Source organism: Clostridium intestinale DSM 6191 (genome assembly GCF_900130055.1).
Taxonomy (GTDB): domain Bacteria; phylum Bacillota; class Clostridia; order Clostridiales; family Clostridiaceae; genus Clostridium_T; species Clostridium_T intestinale.
Map to the genome: position 1 here is coordinate 421,865 of NZ_FQXU01000004.1, position 18,260 is coordinate 440,124.

At 30.2% G+C, this 18,260-nt stretch carries 24 protein-coding genes and 1 tRNA gene; 5 read left to right on the forward strand and 20 right to left on the reverse strand.

The annotated features are described in order from the left end of the window. Nucleotides 1-172 precede the first annotated feature (172 nt). The 11 genes from BUA92_RS05880 to BUA92_RS05930 form a co-directional block, all read right to left on the reverse strand. A complete protein-coding gene (locus BUA92_RS05880; protein ID WP_175550864.1) occupies nt 173-703 on the reverse strand; it encodes a GNAT family N-acetyltransferase in 531 nt (176 codons plus the stop codon). Nucleotides 704-1,189: 486 nt separating this feature from the next. Next, nucleotides 1,190-1,768, reverse strand: coding sequence for an Rpn family recombination-promoting nuclease/putative transposase (locus tag BUA92_RS05885; RefSeq protein ID WP_242950074.1), 579 nt, complete (start codon nt 1,766-1,768; stop codon nt 1,190-1,192). 181 nt (nt 1,769-1,949) lie between these two features. Next, nucleotides 1,950-2,459, reverse strand: coding sequence for an AAA family ATPase (locus tag BUA92_RS05890; protein WP_073017687.1), 510 nt, complete (start codon nt 2,457-2,459; stop codon nt 1,950-1,952). Nucleotides 2,460-2,522: 63 nt separating this feature from the next. Continuing rightward, on the reverse strand, nt 2,523-2,957 hold the full coding sequence (locus BUA92_RS05895; RefSeq protein WP_073017689.1) for a GNAT family N-acetyltransferase: 435 nt from the start codon (nt 2,955-2,957) through the stop codon (nt 2,523-2,525). Nucleotides 2,958-3,044: 87 nt separating this feature from the next. Continuing rightward, the gene (locus BUA92_RS05900; protein WP_073017692.1) at nt 3,045-3,905 is read right to left on the reverse strand and encodes an alpha/beta hydrolase; all 861 of its coding nucleotides are present in this window, start codon (nt 3,903-3,905) and stop codon (nt 3,045-3,047) included. A 325-nt stretch (nt 3,906-4,230) separates the two neighbouring features. Next, nucleotides 4,231-4,419 (reverse strand): DUF4177 domain-containing protein, encoded by a 189-nt coding sequence (locus BUA92_RS05905; protein WP_073017694.1) that lies wholly within the window; start codon nt 4,417-4,419, stop codon nt 4,231-4,233. Nucleotides 4,420-4,571: 152 nt separating this feature from the next. Continuing rightward, nucleotides 4,572-5,222 (reverse strand): hypothetical protein, encoded by a 651-nt coding sequence (locus BUA92_RS05910; protein ID WP_073017696.1) that lies wholly within the window; start codon nt 5,220-5,222, stop codon nt 4,572-4,574. A 24-nt stretch (nt 5,223-5,246) separates the two neighbouring features. After that, nucleotides 5,247-5,621: a nuclear transport factor 2-like protein gene (locus BUA92_RS05915; RefSeq protein ID WP_073017699.1), complete on the reverse strand. Its 375-nt coding sequence runs from the start codon at nt 5,619-5,621 to the stop codon at nt 5,247-5,249. Nucleotides 5,622-5,815: 194 nt separating this feature from the next. Further along, nucleotides 5,816-5,901 (reverse strand) — tRNA-Leu (locus BUA92_RS05920). Between the two features lie 58 nt (nt 5,902-5,959). Continuing rightward, nucleotides 5,960-6,556, reverse strand: coding sequence for a hypothetical protein (locus BUA92_RS05925; protein WP_073017702.1), 597 nt, complete (start codon nt 6,554-6,556; stop codon nt 5,960-5,962). Between the two features lie 90 nt (nt 6,557-6,646). Then, nucleotides 6,647-7,657 carry a pyruvate kinase gene (locus BUA92_RS05930; RefSeq protein ID WP_073017704.1) on the reverse strand — a complete coding sequence of 337 codons (1,011 nt, stop codon included), beginning with the start codon at nt 7,655-7,657 and terminating at the stop codon, nt 6,647-6,649. Between the two features lie 127 nt (nt 7,658-7,784). On the opposite strand from BUA92_RS05930, the gene BUA92_RS05935 reads away from it, so the two are divergent. Continuing rightward, nucleotides 7,785-8,234, forward strand: coding sequence for a hypothetical protein (locus BUA92_RS05935; protein ID WP_073017706.1), 450 nt, complete (start codon nt 7,785-7,787; stop codon nt 8,232-8,234). A 41-nt stretch (nt 8,235-8,275) separates the two neighbouring features. Here BUA92_RS05935 and BUA92_RS05940 read toward each other — a convergent pair whose 3' ends face one another. Next, nucleotides 8,276-8,716, reverse strand: a complete 441-nt coding sequence (locus BUA92_RS05940; protein WP_073017708.1) for a hypothetical protein — start codon at nt 8,714-8,716, stop codon at nt 8,276-8,278. 114 nt (nt 8,717-8,830) lie between these two features. Between BUA92_RS05940 and BUA92_RS05945 the strand changes: the two genes are divergently transcribed. Then, nucleotides 8,831-9,331: a DUF4883 family protein gene (locus BUA92_RS05945; protein ID WP_073017711.1), complete on the forward strand. Its 501-nt coding sequence runs from the start codon at nt 8,831-8,833 to the stop codon at nt 9,329-9,331. Nucleotides 9,332-9,354: 23 nt separating this feature from the next. Here the strand turns inward: BUA92_RS05945 and folK are convergent, their stop codons facing one another. Genes folK through BUA92_RS05980 form a run of 7 tightly spaced genes read right to left on the reverse strand, consistent with a single transcriptional unit; the run spans nt 9,355 to nt 14,741 of the window. After that, a complete protein-coding gene (gene folK, locus BUA92_RS05950) occupies nt 9,355-10,179 on the reverse strand; it encodes a 2-amino-4-hydroxy-6-hydroxymethyldihydropteridine diphosphokinase (RefSeq protein WP_073018018.1) in 825 nt (274 codons plus the stop codon). Between the two features lie 4 nt (nt 10,180-10,183). After that, nucleotides 10,184-10,996 (reverse strand): dihydropteroate synthase, encoded by an 813-nt coding sequence (gene folP / locus BUA92_RS05955; protein ID WP_073017713.1) that lies wholly within the window; start codon nt 10,994-10,996, stop codon nt 10,184-10,186. An 11-nt stretch (nt 10,997-11,007) separates the two neighbouring features. Then, nucleotides 11,008-11,484: an HD domain-containing protein gene (locus BUA92_RS05960; RefSeq protein WP_073017716.1), complete on the reverse strand. Its 477-nt coding sequence runs from the start codon at nt 11,482-11,484 to the stop codon at nt 11,008-11,010. Beyond that, complete coding sequence (gene folE / locus BUA92_RS05965) at nt 11,477-12,031, reverse strand: GTP cyclohydrolase I FolE (RefSeq protein ID WP_175550869.1); 555 nt, start codon at nt 12,029-12,031, stop codon at nt 11,477-11,479. Before folE ends, BUA92_RS05960 begins: the two co-directional genes overlap by 8 nt. A gap of 3 nt (nt 12,032-12,034) precedes the next feature. Continuing rightward, on the reverse strand, nt 12,035-12,796 hold the full coding sequence (locus BUA92_RS05970) for an aminotransferase class IV (RefSeq protein WP_073017721.1): 762 nt from the start codon (nt 12,794-12,796) through the stop codon (nt 12,035-12,037). Then, the gene (gene pabB / locus BUA92_RS05975; protein ID WP_073017723.1) at nt 12,797-14,158 is read right to left on the reverse strand and encodes an aminodeoxychorismate synthase component I; all 1,362 of its coding nucleotides are present in this window, start codon (nt 14,156-14,158) and stop codon (nt 12,797-12,799) included. After that, a complete protein-coding gene (locus BUA92_RS05980; protein WP_073017725.1) occupies nt 14,142-14,741 on the reverse strand; it encodes an anthranilate synthase component II in 600 nt (199 codons plus the stop codon). Before BUA92_RS05980 ends, pabB begins: the two co-directional genes overlap by 17 nt. A 122-nt stretch (nt 14,742-14,863) precedes the next feature. Here BUA92_RS05980 and BUA92_RS05985 point away from each other — a divergent pair, with 122 nt between their 5' ends. Next, nucleotides 14,864-15,691 carry a PHP domain-containing protein gene (locus tag BUA92_RS05985; RefSeq protein WP_073017727.1) on the forward strand — a complete coding sequence of 276 codons (828 nt, stop codon included), beginning with the start codon at nt 14,864-14,866 and terminating at the stop codon, nt 15,689-15,691. Nucleotides 15,692-15,729: 38 nt separating this feature from the next. On the opposite strand, the gene BUA92_RS05990 is transcribed toward BUA92_RS05985, so the two are convergent. Beyond that, nucleotides 15,730-15,963, reverse strand: a complete 234-nt coding sequence (locus tag BUA92_RS05990; RefSeq protein ID WP_073017729.1) for a phage holin — start codon at nt 15,961-15,963, stop codon at nt 15,730-15,732. Nucleotides 15,964-16,206: 243 nt separating this feature from the next. Here BUA92_RS05990 and BUA92_RS05995 point away from each other — a divergent pair, with 243 nt between their 5' ends. Then, the gene (locus BUA92_RS05995) at nt 16,207-17,346 is read left to right on the forward strand and encodes an ABC transporter substrate-binding protein (RefSeq protein ID WP_073017731.1); all 1,140 of its coding nucleotides are present in this window, start codon (nt 16,207-16,209) and stop codon (nt 17,344-17,346) included. 31 nt (nt 17,347-17,377) lie between these two features. Further along, nucleotides 17,378-18,253 carry a branched-chain amino acid ABC transporter permease gene (locus BUA92_RS06000; RefSeq protein WP_073017732.1) on the forward strand — a complete coding sequence of 292 codons (876 nt, stop codon included), beginning with the start codon at nt 17,378-17,380 and terminating at the stop codon, nt 18,251-18,253. Nucleotides 18,254-18,260 lie beyond the last annotated feature (7 nt).

Below are 18,260 nucleotides of genomic sequence, written 5' to 3' on the forward strand. Positions count from 1 at the left end.
ATTGTAGAGCTAAAAGCCCCAGCTAAACAATACCCCATACAGTTATAATAATTAAAAATCAAATCTCATGTATACTTAACTAGGCTTTATCAATAATTTGAACTAATCTCCACCCATCTTTTGCATGCTCTATTTATTTTACTCAACTATACAAATTGGAAGTTATCTTTATCTATAAAAACTTAACCATATTATATTCATCAGTATATTTACCATCACTATACCGTAAAGCATTAGGGATTGTCCCAACAATTTCAAATCCAAAACTTTGATACATTGTCAATGCTCTTTTATTTGTTGCAACAACATCTAATTCAATTTGAGTTATTTTATTATCCTTACACCATTTCAAACATTCTTCCATCATTTTTCCACCAATACCTATATTGCAGTATTCTTCTAATATAACAAATGCTACTGAAGCCCTATGTCTGTATCTCTGGTATCCATTAACAAATCCAATTGAACATTGTCCTACAATTTTCTTATCATATTCAGCAATAAACCAAGTTCTATTTGAATTCTCTAATCCTGCTATCAGATTTTTTTCTTCTTCTACTGTAGGAGAAAACTCACCTGGATTTCTTGCCAAAAAAAGCGTTTCCTTATCAGCTGTTGAGATAACAGAAATTATTTCCTCTGCATCCTCAACTACAGGTTTTCTTATTACTACTGCTTTTCCATTTCTCAAATAATATTCCACAATCTTTACCTCCATCAAATTACTATTCAACACCCATTTACATTGCAAAACAATTATATCATATTTTCCCAACTTAACATTATTCAACTTTCAAATTACAGACTTCATTAAATAAAAGTAACCGATTTTTTTGCGCATCTGCCTTTCCAAACGCATGTGAGGAAAATCTGCACTTACAAACATTCATTTATCTAATCTTTACAGGAGCTCAATTTTCTTGTTTTTTAGTCTTTAGTAACTTCATGCAGCTTTCTTATATTCATATCTAATTTAAGTAATCCACAACTTTGAAATAATATAATTGGTCTAAAGAATAAAAAAAGAGTGAGATTTCTCCCACTCTTAAAGTTCATTTAAATATTATTGTCACACCTGAACTAACTTCATGAGTTCATCCAGATTTTCCACCCCTCAATATCCCTAATTCTTATCTCTCATAATACTGGATAATAGTAGGTTCATTTCATCAGGAAGCTTTCAATATAACTAGACTAATAATCTTTTAACCTCATCTATAGAAAGGCCTACACCTTTAGCCACTATTTCAACATCTACACCTAATAAAATTAATTTTTTTGCATTAATTAATTTTTCTTCTCTTCGGCCTTCTTCTCTAGCTGACTTTAATCTTGTCATTTGATCATGAAGTTCTGCTTCTCTAGCTTCATAGGCAGCTCTTTTTATATCATCTTTACTTATAACTTCAAGTATACCGTATGCTTTTTTGATTTTCTCATTCTTCTCTGCTAACATCTCAAATCCCTCCTTGTTTTTACCTTCTAAAAACATTAACCATTGGATTATATCTTCGTTCTCATCCTTTTTAATATTAGATTCAAATAACTTAGGAAGTTCTAAATAGTGAATCTCTATATCAATCTGTTCACCTGATTTTGTTCTAGCTCTTACATCTAATATTCCTTTTCTCTCTTCTGAAAACTCTCTTAATAGTTCTGTGTTAATAAGTTCGATATCCTCTAACTCTGATTGTGGTGTTTTTAATATGGAGTTTAGAAAATCTATAAGAATGTCCTTATTCAAATATAAGGTTAAAAACAAAGTCATTCTTAAGGGGAAATTATAAATCCATCATTAATTTAGAATTCGTAGAATATAGATAGATATATTTTTTCCTAGATATCTATCTAGCTATATAACTATATATAGTGTTTATGCGGCTTCAGAGCATTTCCCCAATAAAATAGTTTGATTTACAGTAATCTTAATTTATTTCATTGTATTATTCTCATAATTGTTGCAATAGCTCTCTTACTTGCCTTCTGCTTTTTAATATAATTATCTTAACATCGTTTGCACTTTGTAGCATATCATAATAACGCTTTCTGTTATTTTTGTTAAAATTCCAAACAGACTTTAAAAACTCAAATTTCTTCATATTAAACTTTTCAGGACAATATCCACCCATGTCAGTACGACTTTTACCATAACATTTTATCACTCGTTTTATTACACCATAAACACATTTTAGTCTAGAAAAGTCCATGTAAATAACAGTATCGCAATATTTTAATCTAAATGGTATAGTGCGACCAATATTTCCATCTATAATCCATTTAGGCTTTGTAATTTCTTGCACCAATAACTCATCAAATTCATCTGTGGACGCAGTTTCCCAATTATCTCTCCAATACAATACATCAAGATGAATTAAAGGCAAATTTAATTTATCAGATAATTCCTTTGCAAATGTAGTTTTTCCACAACCATTCCCACCTATAATAATTATCCGCTCCAAAGCTCCTCACCTCACCTAATATACATAGCCCAGTCTTTTTATCCGAAACAATACACCATACAGTTATAATAGTTTCTTTAATATGTACAATTTAATATTATCTGGAAAACCTTCAATTTCGCCACAAACAACATACCCATTTTTCTGATAAAAACATGGAGCTTGGAAAGAGTAAGTTGTAAGATGGGCTAATAGACATCCAGCTTCTTTAGCTGCATTTTCGATTTCATTAAGTAATTGAGAAGCGATGCTTTGCCCTCTATAAGCTTCACTAACCCATAGCACTTCTATTTCAAGCGATGAAAGATATGTAGAACCTGCTATACCACCTATAATAATGCCATTTTCATTACGAGCAACCTTCATTATCTCAACATCTGGCTCTTTTAGCTTTCCTTTTGTTTTATCCATGTTATATTTCAACAAACCGTTTATACGCACGGTATTCAAAAACTCTTGTTCATCATAATGATCCATAATATTGAAATTCTTTTCCATATTTATACTCCATTCATATAATATAATCCGTATTTTAAAACTGTTCTATAAATTATAACTTACGGAGCTCATGTTATATACTTAATATTACAACAAAAAGTCCACAATCATTTGCTTTTCTTTGTCTGTCAATGTGTGTATATGACCACGGCTTTCCAACAAATAGGTACTACAGTTTGGAATTATTTTCTTTGCCTGTGGTATTACCATCTTGGCTGGAAAAAGACAATCTTTTTCAGCGGCCATTACAAGTGTCGAAGCCTTACATTTTCTCATGTCTATAGCCTTGACATTGCTAGGCATTCCAGCTTTTATTTTGGCATAATCAATACTACATTTTGCTGTTTCAAAAATGTCTTTTTCAATATTATCATTTGTTATTGCCATTGGTAAAATGCATTTTTTAAGCCATTTTTGTTCATGTGTAATCCAGTACATAATCATCGGTAGCATCATATTCATGCTGTAAATTGTAGGTGCATTTTTTATGCCTGATGGCACATACAAAACAACCTTGTCTATTTTTGTAGGAGAAACGCACATAGTTTTTGCTATTATCCCTGCCCCAAATGAACCGCCGAAGCAAGAGATAGCAGTATATCCTATAGCGGATATTACTTCACTTGCCCACTTACCATAATCATAATTGTTTGGCGAAAGACATACCTCCGCGCTTTTTCCTGGATGTCCAATTGTATCAACTGCATAAATATGAAATTCATTCAACAAAAATTCACAGGCAAGCAAATTATATGCTGTAGTAGCATTTCCCCCATGAAAAACAAGGAGTGGCTTTCCACTATGATTACCCGTTTCGATAATATGAGTTACACCAAATGATGTGTCAACGAGCAAATCCTTAAAAGGTATCATTAACCTTTCTAGTTGGCTATCATATAGTGAGAGAATAGCAGATTTTCCTTTTTCACTTTTATATATTGACTTCAAAAATTCACCCCCACATTAGACAAATATAGTCATCACTACAAATTACTATTTATCTATCTTATTAATAATCATTTACATTTCCAAATCAATTTTATTTAAAAACCACCACAAAATCTATTTACCAATAATACAAATTTTTAGAAACCTACTTCTTTTTATTTTCTAACTTTAGCTTTAATTTTAGAGCTAAAAGCCCAAGCTAAACAATATCCCATTAACATAGCTACTATAACCCCATACAGTTATAATAATTAAAAATAATATCTCATATATACTAAATTAAGCTTGTCTAATACGCATTCAAAAATAAGTATACTAACAAAAATTATTCAATTTCTTTTTCTAATATTAATTCTATATAATTCAGGCTTTTATTCATTCCTGATGGTGGAGTAAAAATTTGCACTAATCTCCACCCATCTTTTGCGTGCTCTTTTATAATAGATTGATAGTCAACTTTCTTTGTTTTCCAAAATTCTTGATAATCTAATTTTATAAATTTATAATCATACATAAAAAACATTCCTCCTTCCCCTTATTTAAACAAATAGTTAACAGTATACAAAGACTCTAAATCAGCTTAACCTTGTCCTCTATTATTTTACGCAACTATACAAATTTGGAATTTGTATTGCTACTTCTTTATAAGAATATTTAATCCACATTCTATCCATTATTCCATCTTTTTTTCTGTTCCAACCATAAAACAAAGATATCTTTTATAAGGACTGAACCAAAAAAGAAAAATTGATTCGCAAGTTCTAATGAAAGTCGTTCAAACTCTTGATTATCCTCCTCTCTGTTATTTCGACTTATAAACATTGTAATGTTATTTTTCTCTTGTGCTTTAGTAATACTATGAAAACTATCGGAAGAAAAATGGACAAAACCGCAGACTTTATTATATAAGTCATACACTGGTAAGTTTAGATAAGACTCCAACGCCTCGCAAAGATACCTATCTGTCAATTTATGGTTGTTACTATCTGTCAGACTACTTATTCTTTTATTATCACTAAGAATAGCCTTACAAAAATCCCGACTATCACTAACCATTGTAGTGGCGAATGACCTCATTGCACAATCCATTTGAACTCTCGTTAGAGTAGCAAGAACTGTAAGATTTCTTTTATCCAACGCAAACAGAAAAGAATCTATCAACTTGATTGATTTATCAATCACTGACATAAAAAATAAATCCTCTATGTATAGCTCTTTAATCTCTATAAGATATGAATTTGCTACTTTATCCAAATTGTTAATTTTCTCTCGCAATTCATCTTCATTTTTTATAAATTGATGTTTAAACTTACTCATATTATTATCTCCACAAATTATAATTTACTTAATAGGTTTTCCAATTTGTTTATCTAATCTCCATTTTGGAGCAGAACCATCATCTCCAAAATATTCGTCAAGTTCTTTAATTTTATTATTCTCTATTGTAAAAAATGAAGTTGCGTGACAAGACATTCCTTCATCCCAAACTCGTGCAACCGTAATAATGCTATTATCCAATTGAACAATACGTTCAACTTCACTATTCCAAGTGCCTGGATATTCACAGTTTGCAATAATATATTCATCAACACTAAAACATTCATTTGTACAGTGCCATCTGATAGTTGCATCTTCACAGAAATATTTTCTTAATTCATCTTTATCTTGAGATGCAACACACTCCCAAAATTCATTAATAAATTTTTCTATACACATTATTATCCCTCCATTAAATTACTATCCAACACCCATTTACATTGCAAAACAATTATATCATATTTTCCCAACTTAACATTATTCAACTTTCAAATGACAGACTTCATTAAATAAAAGTAATCAATTTTCTCCTTTGTAAAAAAGGAATAAAAAAAAAGCTCTATTACTGGGTTAATCCCTGTAATAGAGCTTTTTGGTGCCGATGGCCGGGGTCGAACCGGCACGGTGTTGCCACCGGTGGATTTTGAGTCCACTGCGTCTGCCATTCCGCCACATCGGCAAGTTACTTTAACATATTATCACAGATTTTTTACCAATGCAAGAACATAATTTTCCAATTATGAAGTAGCTGGAGGTATCTGTGAATTGTTTTGATTATTATCTACCCCATTATTATTTTCATTTCCTCCATCTTGAGGTTCGTTTTTAGGTTCCTCTACTGGTGGCTTGTTCTCAGGTTCCTTATTATCATCATTTTGTGGATTAGTACTTGGTGGAGTTTCTTCCTTTGTAGGGTTATCTGAATCCTCAGGTTTAGTACCACCGGTTTGATTTCCATCTGTGGAACTAGAACCCCCACTAGTATTACTATTCCCACTACCATTACTGCTGCTGTTACTAGAAGTGTTATTCTTATTTACATTAGTGTTAGAGTTTTTATTAGAATTATTAGTGTTAGTAGTTGATGTATTATTTTGATTGGTATTATCTTTTGGTTCTTCTTTTTTCTCATCTACCTTTACAGGTTCAACACTTTTATCTTCTTGTACCTTGTCCTCTTCTTTAGTTTTATCTTTATCTCCAGTATTAAGTTTAGTTCCTAACACACTATCTTTATCTACCTTTGTTGAATTATCAAAATATTTGTAGCCTCCAAAAATTGTTGCTACTATAACCAAAGCATATATAATTATTAAAAGTTTTTTCTTGTGCATATTTCCTCCAAATTCATCAAATTTTTACGTACAATTTATTAAATTATACCAATTAATGAATTAGATATGAAGGATTTTAAGTTATTTTTTCTATTCTTTAATATATTTTTTCATCAATTTATTTAAGCTTTCTATGGCGTTTCTAGGATTTGATGATATTGTGGTTTCTTTTGCAAGCATAAATCCACTTACACCGCTTTTAATAAACCAATATATATCATTAACCTCAGCTGGTGATATTCCTATCCCTGTTGATATGGAATTAAATACATGTGTCGCTATTATTAATTCTTTATCCTTACAACAATTTATTATTATTCTTTGTGCAATAGGGATATTTTCTATACCTATCTCGGGTACCAGATCTCCTCTCCCTATTATGATTCCATCTGATTCTTCACTAATTTCTTTTATATTCTTTACACCTTTAATAGTCTCAATTTTAGCGAAAATTTTAGGGACTTTTTTTGATAACTCTAAAGCCATTTTATTTATATATTTTTTATATTTTATAAGACTTTCTTTATCTTCAATATATGAAAAGGCAATTGTATCAAATTCATTTTCTATACAGTACTCTATATCCTTTTTATCCTTATTATTTAATGCACCTTTTTCTCTTATATACCCTTTTATATTACAGCTTTTTTCTCCTCTTACTAATCCACCTTTAACTACTTGTCCAATTACATATTCTTCTTGAATTTTTAGAACTTTTATTATTATACTTCCATCTTTTAAACTTATTTCTTTTGATTTTATTTTTTTAAACATATTCAAATTAAGATTTAGAGGAATTAATTTATCCTTATCTTTAAAATTGTCTTCGTAAACCTCATGTGAGCAAAATCTAACTTGATCTCCTTCTTTTAATTTCATAGGAGCCTCTAAACCTCTCCATACCCTTATCTTGCTACCTTGTATGTCTCCTATAAGCTTTAAATCTATGTTACCTTCCTTTATTTCTTTAATGTTTTGATTAAATAGCTCCTCGTCAAAGTGCGAGAAATTATATCTGACTGCAGTAGCACCATAACTTTTAATATCTTTAATGCTAGTCCCATCCAAGGTTTTTGGTCCTAAAGTTATAATTATATCCATATAATCTCCTTAAAAAGTGCTTCATTTAATCCTATACTTATATAAATAAAATTATTACAAATTTAATGCACAATTTCTTAACATAATTGGCATTTGTACATATTATATTCATTAAGAGGGTGATTTTATGCTTAAAACTATTAGAGATCTTAGAAGAGTTTGGCGCTCTTTATGCTTATCAACTAAATTTTTGACGGTGATTTGCTTCGCTAGTTTATCTTATATGATAATAACAACTTTCTCCGTTAAAAGTATAAACAATTCTTCGGATGAAGCTATTCGTTCAATAATGTTATCAATTTTTGGATATATCTTTGGTCAAAGCAACAACTCAGTTATAGAAAGTATTGGTAGCAGGAGATTTAGAATTTATGTTGCTGGTTTTGTAGCCTTAATTACAACATTAATATTAATTATTAGTGAATTCACTTTCACTAACCTAAATTCTGCTCCTATAGGTGAATTTAAAAATCTATTGTTTGCTTCAGTCGGATTTCTAACCTCAATGTCTAAAGCCTTAAGTGATGTCGAGGACAAAAACTATTTATCAAAATCTAAAAAAAACGATCTTTGCTAATTTTATCCTAAGTCCGTAGTCTCACTACGGACTTTTATACATCAACTGTCCTTTAGTGACAGCAGTGCCTTAATAACATAATCTGCTATTTTTTTAAGTTCTAATTCTTTAAGGTGTATATCTAAAAATACAACACTTCCCTTAATATTTTTTATAAGATAATAATTAAGCCCTTCAATATATTTTATATTTTCACTATTAAAAAGTTCTTTTTCTTCATGTAAACTTTCATATAATTCTAGAGATTTAACACTTCTATCTCCATAAAAAATCAATCTATTTTCTACATCTTCACTTATATCTAATTTAATATAGAAGTCTACTCTTGTTTGATTAGCTAACAGTACCTTTTTAACTAACAAATCTCCTTTATTGTAGTATTCAAGCTTATCCATAGATATAATTGTATGTCCTTCCTCACTTAAGGCTTTCCCAATTTTTTCTCTTAAAAAGTCTGATTTAATATCCAAGCCATACTTCATATATGGATTCCTCCATAATTCACTTTATTAATATATTATGTATTTAATGTAAAAAGGTTCTAAGAAGTTACATATATTAATAAATTATAATAAAGTACACTAAAAGGAGTTCATATGAGAAAGATTTTTTATGTTACATTTTTATTTATATGTTTATTCTTTTTGTCAGGCTGTAGTTTTAATAGTTCGCAATACATAAACTTAAAATCTAAGCCCTCAAATGATTATTATACTCAAGAATTAAATAATGCTTTAAATAGTTCTGAAGACTTTTCTTTAGTTGTCTTTGATTCAAATTATTACAAACAAATGCCGGTAGATGACGAAGATAAGAAATCTTTTAAGGCTTTTCTTAAATCCATAAAAGATGATAATTTTACTGAAGAAGCAATTGATAGCAGTAAAAAATGCCTATTTAGAGTTTATGTTACAATAGATAATACTAAGTATCAAATCAAGGTATTCCAAGATCAGTATGTATCTATAGCTCCTTGGGATGGAGTATTTAAGGAAGATGTATTAAAAGAGGAATCTATTCCTCTTGGAAATAAACTTACTACTTTCTGTAACTATATATTAGATAAAAACAATAGTAATACTTCAAAGAAAAACTAAAAGGTAGCCCTAAAGCTACCTTTTTAACTTTCCTGTTTTTTCAAATCCTCTAATAGTTCAAAAACTCTTTTGTTTTTTAGGGGATGTAAAAAATACGGACTTATTTCATTTATAGGTTCTAGTACAAACTCTCTTAAATGCATTCTAGGATGAGGTAATATAATATACTCATCATTAGATATAATATCATCCATAAATATAATATCTAAGTCTATGCTTCTAGGCCCCCATCTAAGAATCCTTTCTCTTTTTAATCCCTTTTCGATATCCAAAAGAAGCTCCATAAGTTCCCTTGGAGACAATATAGTTTCTATTTCTATTGCTCCATTTAAGAACTCTTCCTGCTCTGTATATCCCCAAGGCTCTGTTACTATATAACTTGAAGTTTTAGTTATTCTGCAAAAATCATTTTCCCCTATTTGTTTAATTGCATTATCTAAATTGTCTTTTTTATCACCTAGATTTGAACCTAAGGCAATTATTGCTTTTCTTCTTACCCTAGTTATTTCTACACTTACAGTATCTAAACTTCTATGTATAGGTGCCCAAGGTTTTTTTATTGAAACCTTAGCTTCTTTTACTATGGGATATTCTAATAGTATAAATTCACAAGTCTTATTGCATGCTGTCTCTATTAAATCATAGCTTACTTTTTTAAATTCCTCTTCTACCTTATGAGAAAGTTCTCCATAGTGTACAGATGTAACTAAATCCCCTGTTTTTCCTGGGGTTTTTAAATCTAATCCTAATTCAATAGAAATTAAAAATTTCTGCCCTAATTTTTTTTCTTCTTTAAAAACTCCATGGTATGCAAATACCTCTAAATCTTTTATATAAATCTTATCCATGTACTCACCTTTTTCTTCTAATAATAGCATCAGTCATTTGTGCTGCTCTTTTATTTTCTTTTACATCATGGACTCTTACAAAATCATAACCCTTCATTATCCCAACTACAGTAGTTGCTATAGTCCCTTCAACTCGTTCTTCTGTAGGTAAATCTAAGGTTAAGCCTATCATTGATTTTCTTGAAGTAGCTAAAAGCATAGGATATCCTAAATCTAAAAACTTCTCTAAATTGTGCATAACTTCTATATTATGCTCATAGGTTTTGCCAAAACCTATACCTGGATCTAAAATTATATTTTCTTTTTTAACTCCGGCCTCTAAAGCAATATTTATACTTTCTTGAAGTTCAAGGTGCATGTCTTCTATTATATTGTCATATTCTTTTTCACTTTTATTGTGCATAAGACAACATGGCACATTGTATTTAGCAGCAACCTTCGCCATATTTAAATCTTTTTTAAATCCCCAAACATCATTAATTAAATCTGCTCCAGCTTTAACAGCTTCTTCTGCAACTTTTGACTTATATGTATCTATAGATATAGCTATATCATATTTTTCTTTTATTGCTTTTATAACAGGTACTACTCTAGCTATCTCATCATCTTCTTCAACGTATAAAAATCCAGGTCTAGTAGACTCTCCTCCTATGTCGATTATGTCTACTCCCTCTTCTACAAGCTTATCTACCTGCTCTAAGGCTTTAGCTAAGGTATTAAACTTTCCTCCATCAGAAAAAGAATCTGGAGTAACATTCAATATCCCCATTATGAAAGTTCTTTCACCTAAGTTAAATTCTTTAGTACCTATTTTCATTAATTTCACTCCTAGTACTTAATCTTTAAATTCTTCTTTTCATCTTTCCAGTTACATAGAGATTTTGAAGGACAGTTATAACATTCTCTAGAAACTTTATCACCTTCATACATAAGCTTACCTATAATAGATGCTTTTTCATTTTTTCTATGACCTATAATTCCATCTTCTATTAACCTATGCTCCTCTAAGCTAAATTTAATATCTTTAATTATCGCTTTAGCTATTTCATAAGAAGCTATTTCATGAGGGGTTCCATTTTCATATTGCTCCCCTCTTCCTATGTCATGCAAAAGTGCAATAGTATATATTATTTCTTTAGAAAATCCTAAATTTCTCTCTAAATTAATTATGTAACATATCCTAGCCACATTAATAAAATGCTCTAAGTCGTGCTTACAAAAGATCCTGTCTTTTTCTAAAGCTTTAATCTTGGTTAAATTCTCTTTATATATAGGATTATTTAAAATCTCATTAACTCTATCCATTAATAAGTTCCCTTACTTCTCGTCTAAGCTCTGCATCTTCTTCAAAAACCCCTCTATAACTATAGGTTATTGTCTTTGTACCTGGCTTTTTAACACCTCTCATAGTCATACACATGTGTTCACCCTCAACCAAAACCATAACTCCCTTTGGTTTTAAATACGCCATAAGTGCATCACAAACTTCAGATGTCAGCCTTTCTTGTAGTTGTGGTTTTTTAGAATAGATTTCTACACATCTTGCAAGTTTAGATAACCCTGCAACTTTTCCATTTGGTATATAAGCTATATGTGCTTTTCCAAAGAAGGGAACTAGATGATGCTCACACATAGAATAATAAGTTATATCCTTCTCTATTACTAAATCATCTCTTTCTACTGTAAAAGTCTTTTCTAAATGCTCTTTAGCTGTTTTACCTATTCCATCAAATATTTCTTCATACATCTTAGCTATTCTTAATGGTGTTTCCTTAAGTCCCTCTCTCTCAGGATCTTCTCCTATAGCCTCTAACATCATCCTAACAGCTTCTTCTATTTTGTTTTTATCAATCATTTATGCCCCTCCATTTTCTTTCAAAAATGTTTTATATCTTTCTATTATATTGTTTGTTATTTTTCCCTTATAAAGTTTATTATCTTTAATTCTGTTTATCCACATTACTCCTACTAAAGAGTTAGTTATAAAAACTTCTTCTGCAAGTAATAAATCCTGAGCTCTAAACTCTCCCTCTTGAACATCATAATTATTTATTAACCATTGTCTCATAATCCCATCTAATAATCCACAAGAAAGAGATGGTGTGAAGATTTTTTCTTCTTTTATAAAAAATATATTACTCAAAGTTCCTTCTGAAATTTTCCCTTTACTATTTATAAGAAGCATTTCATTAAATCCCTTTTTTAAGCCCTCATCTCTTATATGTAGGTTTTCATAATAACAGGTAGATTTAATTGAGGTTAAAAAAGCATTAGAGTCCTTTATTATCTCTGATATGCCTAAGGAAAAACCTTTATCATAATCCTCTTTTTTATAGGGTATATCCCTTAAAGAAATTATATTATTTTTAGGAGTAATTGTTATCTTTAGAGCCTTATTTTTTATATTATCTTTTTCAATTATGTCTACTACTTCATTATAATTAATCTCTTTATCTATAGATAATTTTTTTAGAGAAGTATTTAATCTTTTTAGATGTTCTTTTAGCATAACTGGCTTTTCAAGTATCAATATTGTTTCAAATACACCTTTTCCAAAAAATATTCCTTCATCTATATCTATCTTAGATTCACCTTTATAAACCTTTATCAAATCCATTTATAATACCTTCATTAGAGCCTTTCCTTTATCTAAAGTCTCCTCATATTCTGACTCCTCTAAAGAGTCGTAGGTTATCCCGCCACCTACTCCAAAATAAGCTTTATCCTTTTGTTTTATTATTGTTCTTATTACAATATTAAAATCGCTATTTCCTCTAAAGTCAATATATCCAATTGAACCTGTATACAAGCCTCTTTCTAGCTTTTCTAGCTCATGAATTATTTCCATAGCCCTAAGCTTAGGTGCTCCTGTAATAGACCCTCCTGGAAATGTTGCCTTTAGTAATGAAAAAATATCTTCCTTTTCTCTTAGTTCTCCGACTATTTTGGATACTAAATGAAAAACAGTAGAATATTCCTCTATTTTAAATAATTCTTCAACCTTAACTGAATGAGGTTTACACACCTTACTTAAATCATTTCTTTCTAAATCTACTATCATTAAAAGTTCAGCTTTATCTTTCTCTGAATTTTCAAGTTCTCTCCTGTTTTTTTCATCTTCTTCTAAGGTTTTCCCTCTTTTTCTAGTTCCCTTTATAGGTTTTGTTTCAACTTTACCTCTATTATTTAGCTTTAGAAATCTTTCTGGGGAAGATGATATTACTTCAAATCCATCTAGGTTCATATATGCTGAAAATGGAGCAGGATTAATTTCTCTTAATTTTCTATATGTATAAAAAGAATCTTCACTGTTTTCACAGCAAAAGTTTTGAGTCATATTTGCTATATAAATATGTCCATCCACTATATAATCCTTCATCTTGCTAATAGCTTTTAAATAGTCTTCTTTATAAAAATTAGATGTAAATTTATTTGTATTAAAACTAAATTTCTCATCTTTAGTTTTAATTATCTTATGTATTTTATCTTCTATTTCTTTTAAGCTAATTTTTCTATCTTTTAAAATCCCTCTAGAAGTTACATATGTTTTGTTTTTACTCAAATCTTTGACTATTATATTATCATAAAAAACAAAATAAATTTCAGGAATTTCTATATTTTTTTTACTTACTCCCTCTATCCCTTCAATTCTTTTTCCATAATCATAAGAAATATATCCTATTGTCCCTGAAACTAAGGGAATTTTGTTATCTATTTCTATCTTATAAGCTTCAGTTAATTCTCTTAATTTTTCTAAAGGATCAGATTCAAATTTTTCTATTTCTTCATCTTTAATTATTTCTCCAAATTCACCAAACCATTTAAATATTAAAAAGGGATTTACTCCAATAAATGAAAACTTTGATAATTCCTTATCTTCTTTAGAGGAATCTAACATTATATTATTTCGACTATTAAAATGTGCATATATTTCTGCGATATTTAAAGAAGTTTCTATTTCCTTAATTAATACCTCCATTAAGCTTTATCCTTTCTCTACAAATATTTATAAAGTTTTTTAAAAGTAAATGTCCACACTCTGTTAATTCTGCCTCTGGATGAAATTGAACCCCATATATAGGATAATCTCTATGTTCTATCCCCATTATAACTCCGTCATCAGTGATTGCAGTAACATAAAGCTCCTTGGGAATAGTTTTTCTATCTATGATTAATGAGTGATATCTAGTTACATTTATAGGATTTTTTATTCCTTTAAATATCCCCTTTTCTTTATGGGTTACTTTAGATATTTTCCCATGTACAGGTTCAGTGCCTTTAACAATTTTTCCACCAAAAACTTCTCCTATACACTGATGCCCTAAACATACTCCCAGTATAGGTATATCTTTTTTGAACTCATTTATGACCTTCAAAGATTCTTTGGCTTCCTTAGGAGACTTAGGACCTGGTGAAATTATTATCCCTAAAGGATTAATGTGCCTTATTTCATCTACAGTTATGTGATTACATCTATATACTTTAACTTCTTCATCTAGTTCCTCTATATACCTAGACAAATTAAATGTAAAAGAATCATAATTATCTATTATTAAAAACATATATACCTCCTTGGTCATTCTTATATTATAGCAAGAAGATTAGTTTTACAGAAGAATTGGTTTTTTCTAAAAATAATATTACAATAGGATTAATATATTTTCTAAACTGAAAGGAGATTTTTATGGTAAAAGTTGATCTACATACTCACTCTAAAGCATCAGATGGAAGGTTGTCTCCAAGGGATTTAGTTAAACGAGCTAAAGAAAAAGGTAGTACTCTTATGGCACTTACAGACCATGATACTACGGCTGGATTAGAAGAAGCAATTACCGCATCTAAAGAATTTTCTATAGATTTTATTCCAGGTATTGAGCTTTCTACTATTCACAATAATGAATCTATTCATATGTTAGGTTTTTTTAGAGATGATAGCTATAAGTCTAAGGAACTTCAGGATTTTTTATTTGACTTAAAGGAACATAGAAGAACCAGAGGAGAAAAAATAGTTAATAATTTAAAGACTTATTTTAATATTGAAATATCTTATGAAGATGTTCTAAAGAGGGGAAAAGGTGTTATTGCTAGACCTCATATTGCCGAGGCAATAATAGACAATGGCTACCCTTATACTAAAGCTGAGATTTTTGATAAATTTATTTCAAAAGACAGTCCTGCTTATGTTGAAAATAAACAAGTTAGTGTAGAGGAAGGTATAGCTTTATTAAAAAAATATAATGCTTTAGTATTTCTTGCTCATCCTATTTTAATAAGAAAAACTCCAATTAAGGACTTTTTAAGTTTTAATTTTGATGGGTTGGAAGCTATATATTTCCAAAATAAAAAAAATGATACAAAAAGATTATTAAAACTCTGCAGAGAAAAAAATCTATTAGTCTCTGCTGGTGGCGATTTTCACGGTGATTTAGCTGGAGATGATCGACATGGAGATTTAGGAATTACAGAAATACCTGAAGAATTATTAGAAAGGTTTCTAAGTGCATATAGGTAAGCAAAAGAGGGCAGTCTAAGACTGTCCTCTTCTTTTAGTTATTTTTCCTCTACAGAATTCTCATTTTTCTTTTCATCATCTAGATACCATTTACTCTCAGTACTTGGATTATTAATGATTCCTGCCATTACTAATACTGACAAAACAGCAGTAACTATTTCATTATAATTCTTCGGGATTATATTTAGACCAAAAGCCTCTAATATCAATGGAATAAGTGAAAAAACAGATATCCATAGTGCATAATTCTTGAACCTTGAACTATCATTCATTTATCATCACTCCTCAACATTAGTTTATTCACATAATCACCAGATGTTGAAACATATTTTTACATTTTTCGTGTTTTCTTTAATTATTTAATGAAAATATTTAAAATTCATATATTGTAATTTCATCTACTCTATGTTACTATATCACTAAAGATTTTTTAGAATCTTTAACTATTTAATTACTTCAAAGTAATAAATTTGATAAATTATTAATTACTTTTATATTTTAAGGGGGCACACTTTATGAAAAAGAAAATATTATCAGCTTTAATGGCTACAGCTGTAATGGGATCAGTATTAGCTGGTTGTTCCAAAAGTTCAGCTAACAGCGACACAATCAACATAGGAGCTATAGGACCATTAACAGGACCTGCTTCAACTTATGGTCAATCAGTAAAAAATGGTGCTGAATTGTACTTAGAACAAGTAAATGCTGATGGAGGAATCGACGGAAAGAAATTAAGTCTTCTATTTGAAGATGACGAAGCTAATGCTGATAAAGCTATACAAGCTTTCAATAAACTTGTAGATAATGACAAGGTTCCTGTAATATTAGGAGCGGTAACTTCTGGGGCAACTAATGCAGTAGCACCTCAAGCTACATCTAGATCAATTCCAATGTTAACACCAACAGCAACAGAACCTAACATCACAAAAAATGGTGGTGAGTTTGTATTTAGAGGATGTTTTGTTGACTCTTTCCAAGGAGTTGCTTTAGCAGACTATGCTACTTCTAAATTAAGCAAAAAAACCGCTGCTGTATTATATAACAAGGATTCAGATTACTCAAAAGGAATAGCTGATGCATTCAAAAAGGAATTTGAAAGCAAAGGTGGTAAAGTTACAGAATTCCTTACTTACAATGAAGGCGATAAAGACTTTAATGCTCAATTAACAAAAATCAAAGGAACAAATTCAGATCTTTTAGTTTTACCTGACTACTATACTCAAGTTGGTACTGTAGCAAAACAAGCTAGAGACATGGGAATACAATCTCAACTTTTAGGTGGAGACGGATGGGAATCAGAAGAATTAACTAAGCTTGGTGGAACAGCTGTTAATGGTGCTTTATACTTAAATCACTATTACTCAGGAGATTCTGCTTCAGTAGTAGCAGACTTTGTTAAAGCTTACAAAGCTAAATACAATGCAGAACCTGATGCTTTTGCTGCTTTAGCTTATGATTCAACAAAAGTTATAGTTGAAGCTATAAAATCTGCTGGAACTGATCCAGTTGCTATAAAAGATGCTTTAGCAAAAACTAAACTTGATGGAGTAACTGGTAATATAACTTTTGGTTCTGATAGATCTGCTGTTAAAGGAGCTTCAATAATAAAAGTAAATGGAGATAAAAAAGAACTAGTTGATAAGGTTAATCCTTAATATTTAATACTTAAAATGGAGGAGTAGAATAATGGAGCTTTTACAACAGATAATTAACGGCTTAGCTTTAGGTAGCGTGTATGCTCTACTTGCTATTGGTTACACAATGGTATATGGAATTATAAAACTTATAAACTTTGCACATGGGGATATTTATATGATTGGGGCTTTTGCTGGATTTTATGCGTCAGCAAACTTAGGTTTATCCTTAGTGCCAACATTAGTTGTCTCTATGGTAGCAGCAGCACTTTTAGGTGTTATAATTGAAAAAATTGCGTACAAACCACTTAGAAATTCGCCAAGAATAGCACTTTTAATAACAGCAATCGGTATGTCATTGCTCCTAGAACACGGAATGAGATTTTTAGTAGGTCCAAATCCTAAACCATTTCCAGATTTATTCCCTGTAGGAACTGTAGATATAGGTCCCCTACACATAAACGGAAAAATTTTGTTAATGTTAGGTGTATCCGCAATTCTTGTTCTACTTCTTCAATACATTATCTATAAAACAAAAGTTGGTAAAGCAATGAGAGCAGCCTCCCAAGATATGGAGGCTGCGTCATTGATGGGTATTAATGTTAATACAGTAATATCCTTAACTTTTGCTATTGGTTCAGCTTTAGCTGGAATTGCTGGTGTATTGGTTGCAATTACATATCCAACAATAGATCCTTATATGGGAATGATGCCTGGTCTTAAAGCTTTCGTAGCTGCCGTACTTGGTGGAATAGGAAGCATACCTGGAGCACTTCTTGGTGGAATACTTATGGGGTCTATAGAAACTTTAACTAAAGCATACATCTCAACATCATTATCAGATGTTGTAGCATTTTCGCTGCTAATAATCATCCTTCTTGTTAAACCAACTGGTTTACTTGGAGAGAAAACTAACGAGAAAGTGTAGGTGAAAT

What these genes read in the sequence shown, in the direction of transcription:
- BUA92_RS05885 (WP_242950074.1), bottom strand. Translation starts at nt 1,768, where the DNA reads ATGACTTTGTTTTTAACCTTATATTTGAATAAGGACATTCTTATAGAT.
- BUA92_RS05895 (WP_073017689.1), bottom strand. Translation starts at nt 2,957, where the DNA reads ATGGAAAAGAATTTCAATATTATGGATCATTATGATGAACAAGAGTTT.
- BUA92_RS05905 (WP_073017694.1), bottom strand. Translation starts at nt 4,419, where the DNA reads ATGTATGATTATAAATTTATAAAATTAGATTATCAAGAATTTTGGAAA.
- BUA92_RS05910 (WP_073017696.1), bottom strand. Translation starts at nt 5,222, where the DNA reads ATGAGTAAGTTTAAACATCAATTTATAAAAAATGAAGATGAATTGCGA.
- BUA92_RS05915 (WP_073017699.1), bottom strand. Translation starts at nt 5,621, where the DNA reads ATGTGTATAGAAAAATTTATTAATGAATTTTGGGAGTGTGTTGCATCT.
- BUA92_RS05925 (WP_073017702.1), bottom strand. Translation starts at nt 6,556, where the DNA reads ATGCACAAGAAAAAACTTTTAATAATTATATATGCTTTGGTTATAGTA.
- BUA92_RS05930 (WP_073017704.1), bottom strand. Translation starts at nt 7,657, where the DNA reads ATGGATATAATTATAACTTTAGGACCAAAAACCTTGGATGGGACTAGC.
- BUA92_RS05935 (WP_073017706.1), top strand. Translation starts at nt 7,785, where the DNA reads ATGCTTAAAACTATTAGAGATCTTAGAAGAGTTTGGCGCTCTTTATGC.
- BUA92_RS05940 (WP_073017708.1), bottom strand. Translation starts at nt 8,716, where the DNA reads ATGAAGTATGGCTTGGATATTAAATCAGACTTTTTAAGAGAAAAAATT.
- BUA92_RS05945 (WP_073017711.1), top strand. Translation starts at nt 8,831, where the DNA reads ATGAGAAAGATTTTTTATGTTACATTTTTATTTATATGTTTATTCTTT.
- folK (WP_073018018.1), bottom strand. Translation starts at nt 10,179, where the DNA reads ATGGATAAGATTTATATAAAAGATTTAGAGGTATTTGCATACCATGGA.
- folP (WP_073017713.1), bottom strand. Translation starts at nt 10,996, where the DNA reads ATGAAAATAGGTACTAAAGAATTTAACTTAGGTGAAAGAACTTTCATA.
- BUA92_RS05960 (WP_073017716.1), bottom strand. Translation starts at nt 11,484, where the DNA reads ATGGATAGAGTTAATGAGATTTTAAATAATCCTATATATAAAGAGAAT.
- BUA92_RS05970 (WP_073017721.1), bottom strand. Translation starts at nt 12,796, where the DNA reads ATGGATTTGATAAAGGTTTATAAAGGTGAATCTAAGATAGATATAGAT.
- pabB (WP_073017723.1), bottom strand. Translation starts at nt 14,158, where the DNA reads ATGGAGGTATTAATTAAGGAAATAGAAACTTCTTTAAATATCGCAGAA.
- BUA92_RS05980 (WP_073017725.1), bottom strand. Translation starts at nt 14,741, where the DNA reads ATGTTTTTAATAATAGATAATTATGATTCTTTTACATTTAATTTGTCT.
- BUA92_RS05985 (WP_073017727.1), top strand. Translation starts at nt 14,864, where the DNA reads ATGGTAAAAGTTGATCTACATACTCACTCTAAAGCATCAGATGGAAGG.
- BUA92_RS05990 (WP_073017729.1), bottom strand. Translation starts at nt 15,963, where the DNA reads ATGAATGATAGTTCAAGGTTCAAGAATTATGCACTATGGATATCTGTT.
- BUA92_RS05995 (WP_073017731.1), top strand. Translation starts at nt 16,207, where the DNA reads ATGAAAAAGAAAATATTATCAGCTTTAATGGCTACAGCTGTAATGGGA.
- BUA92_RS06000 (WP_073017732.1), top strand. Translation starts at nt 17,378, where the DNA reads ATGGAGCTTTTACAACAGATAATTAACGGCTTAGCTTTAGGTAGCGTG.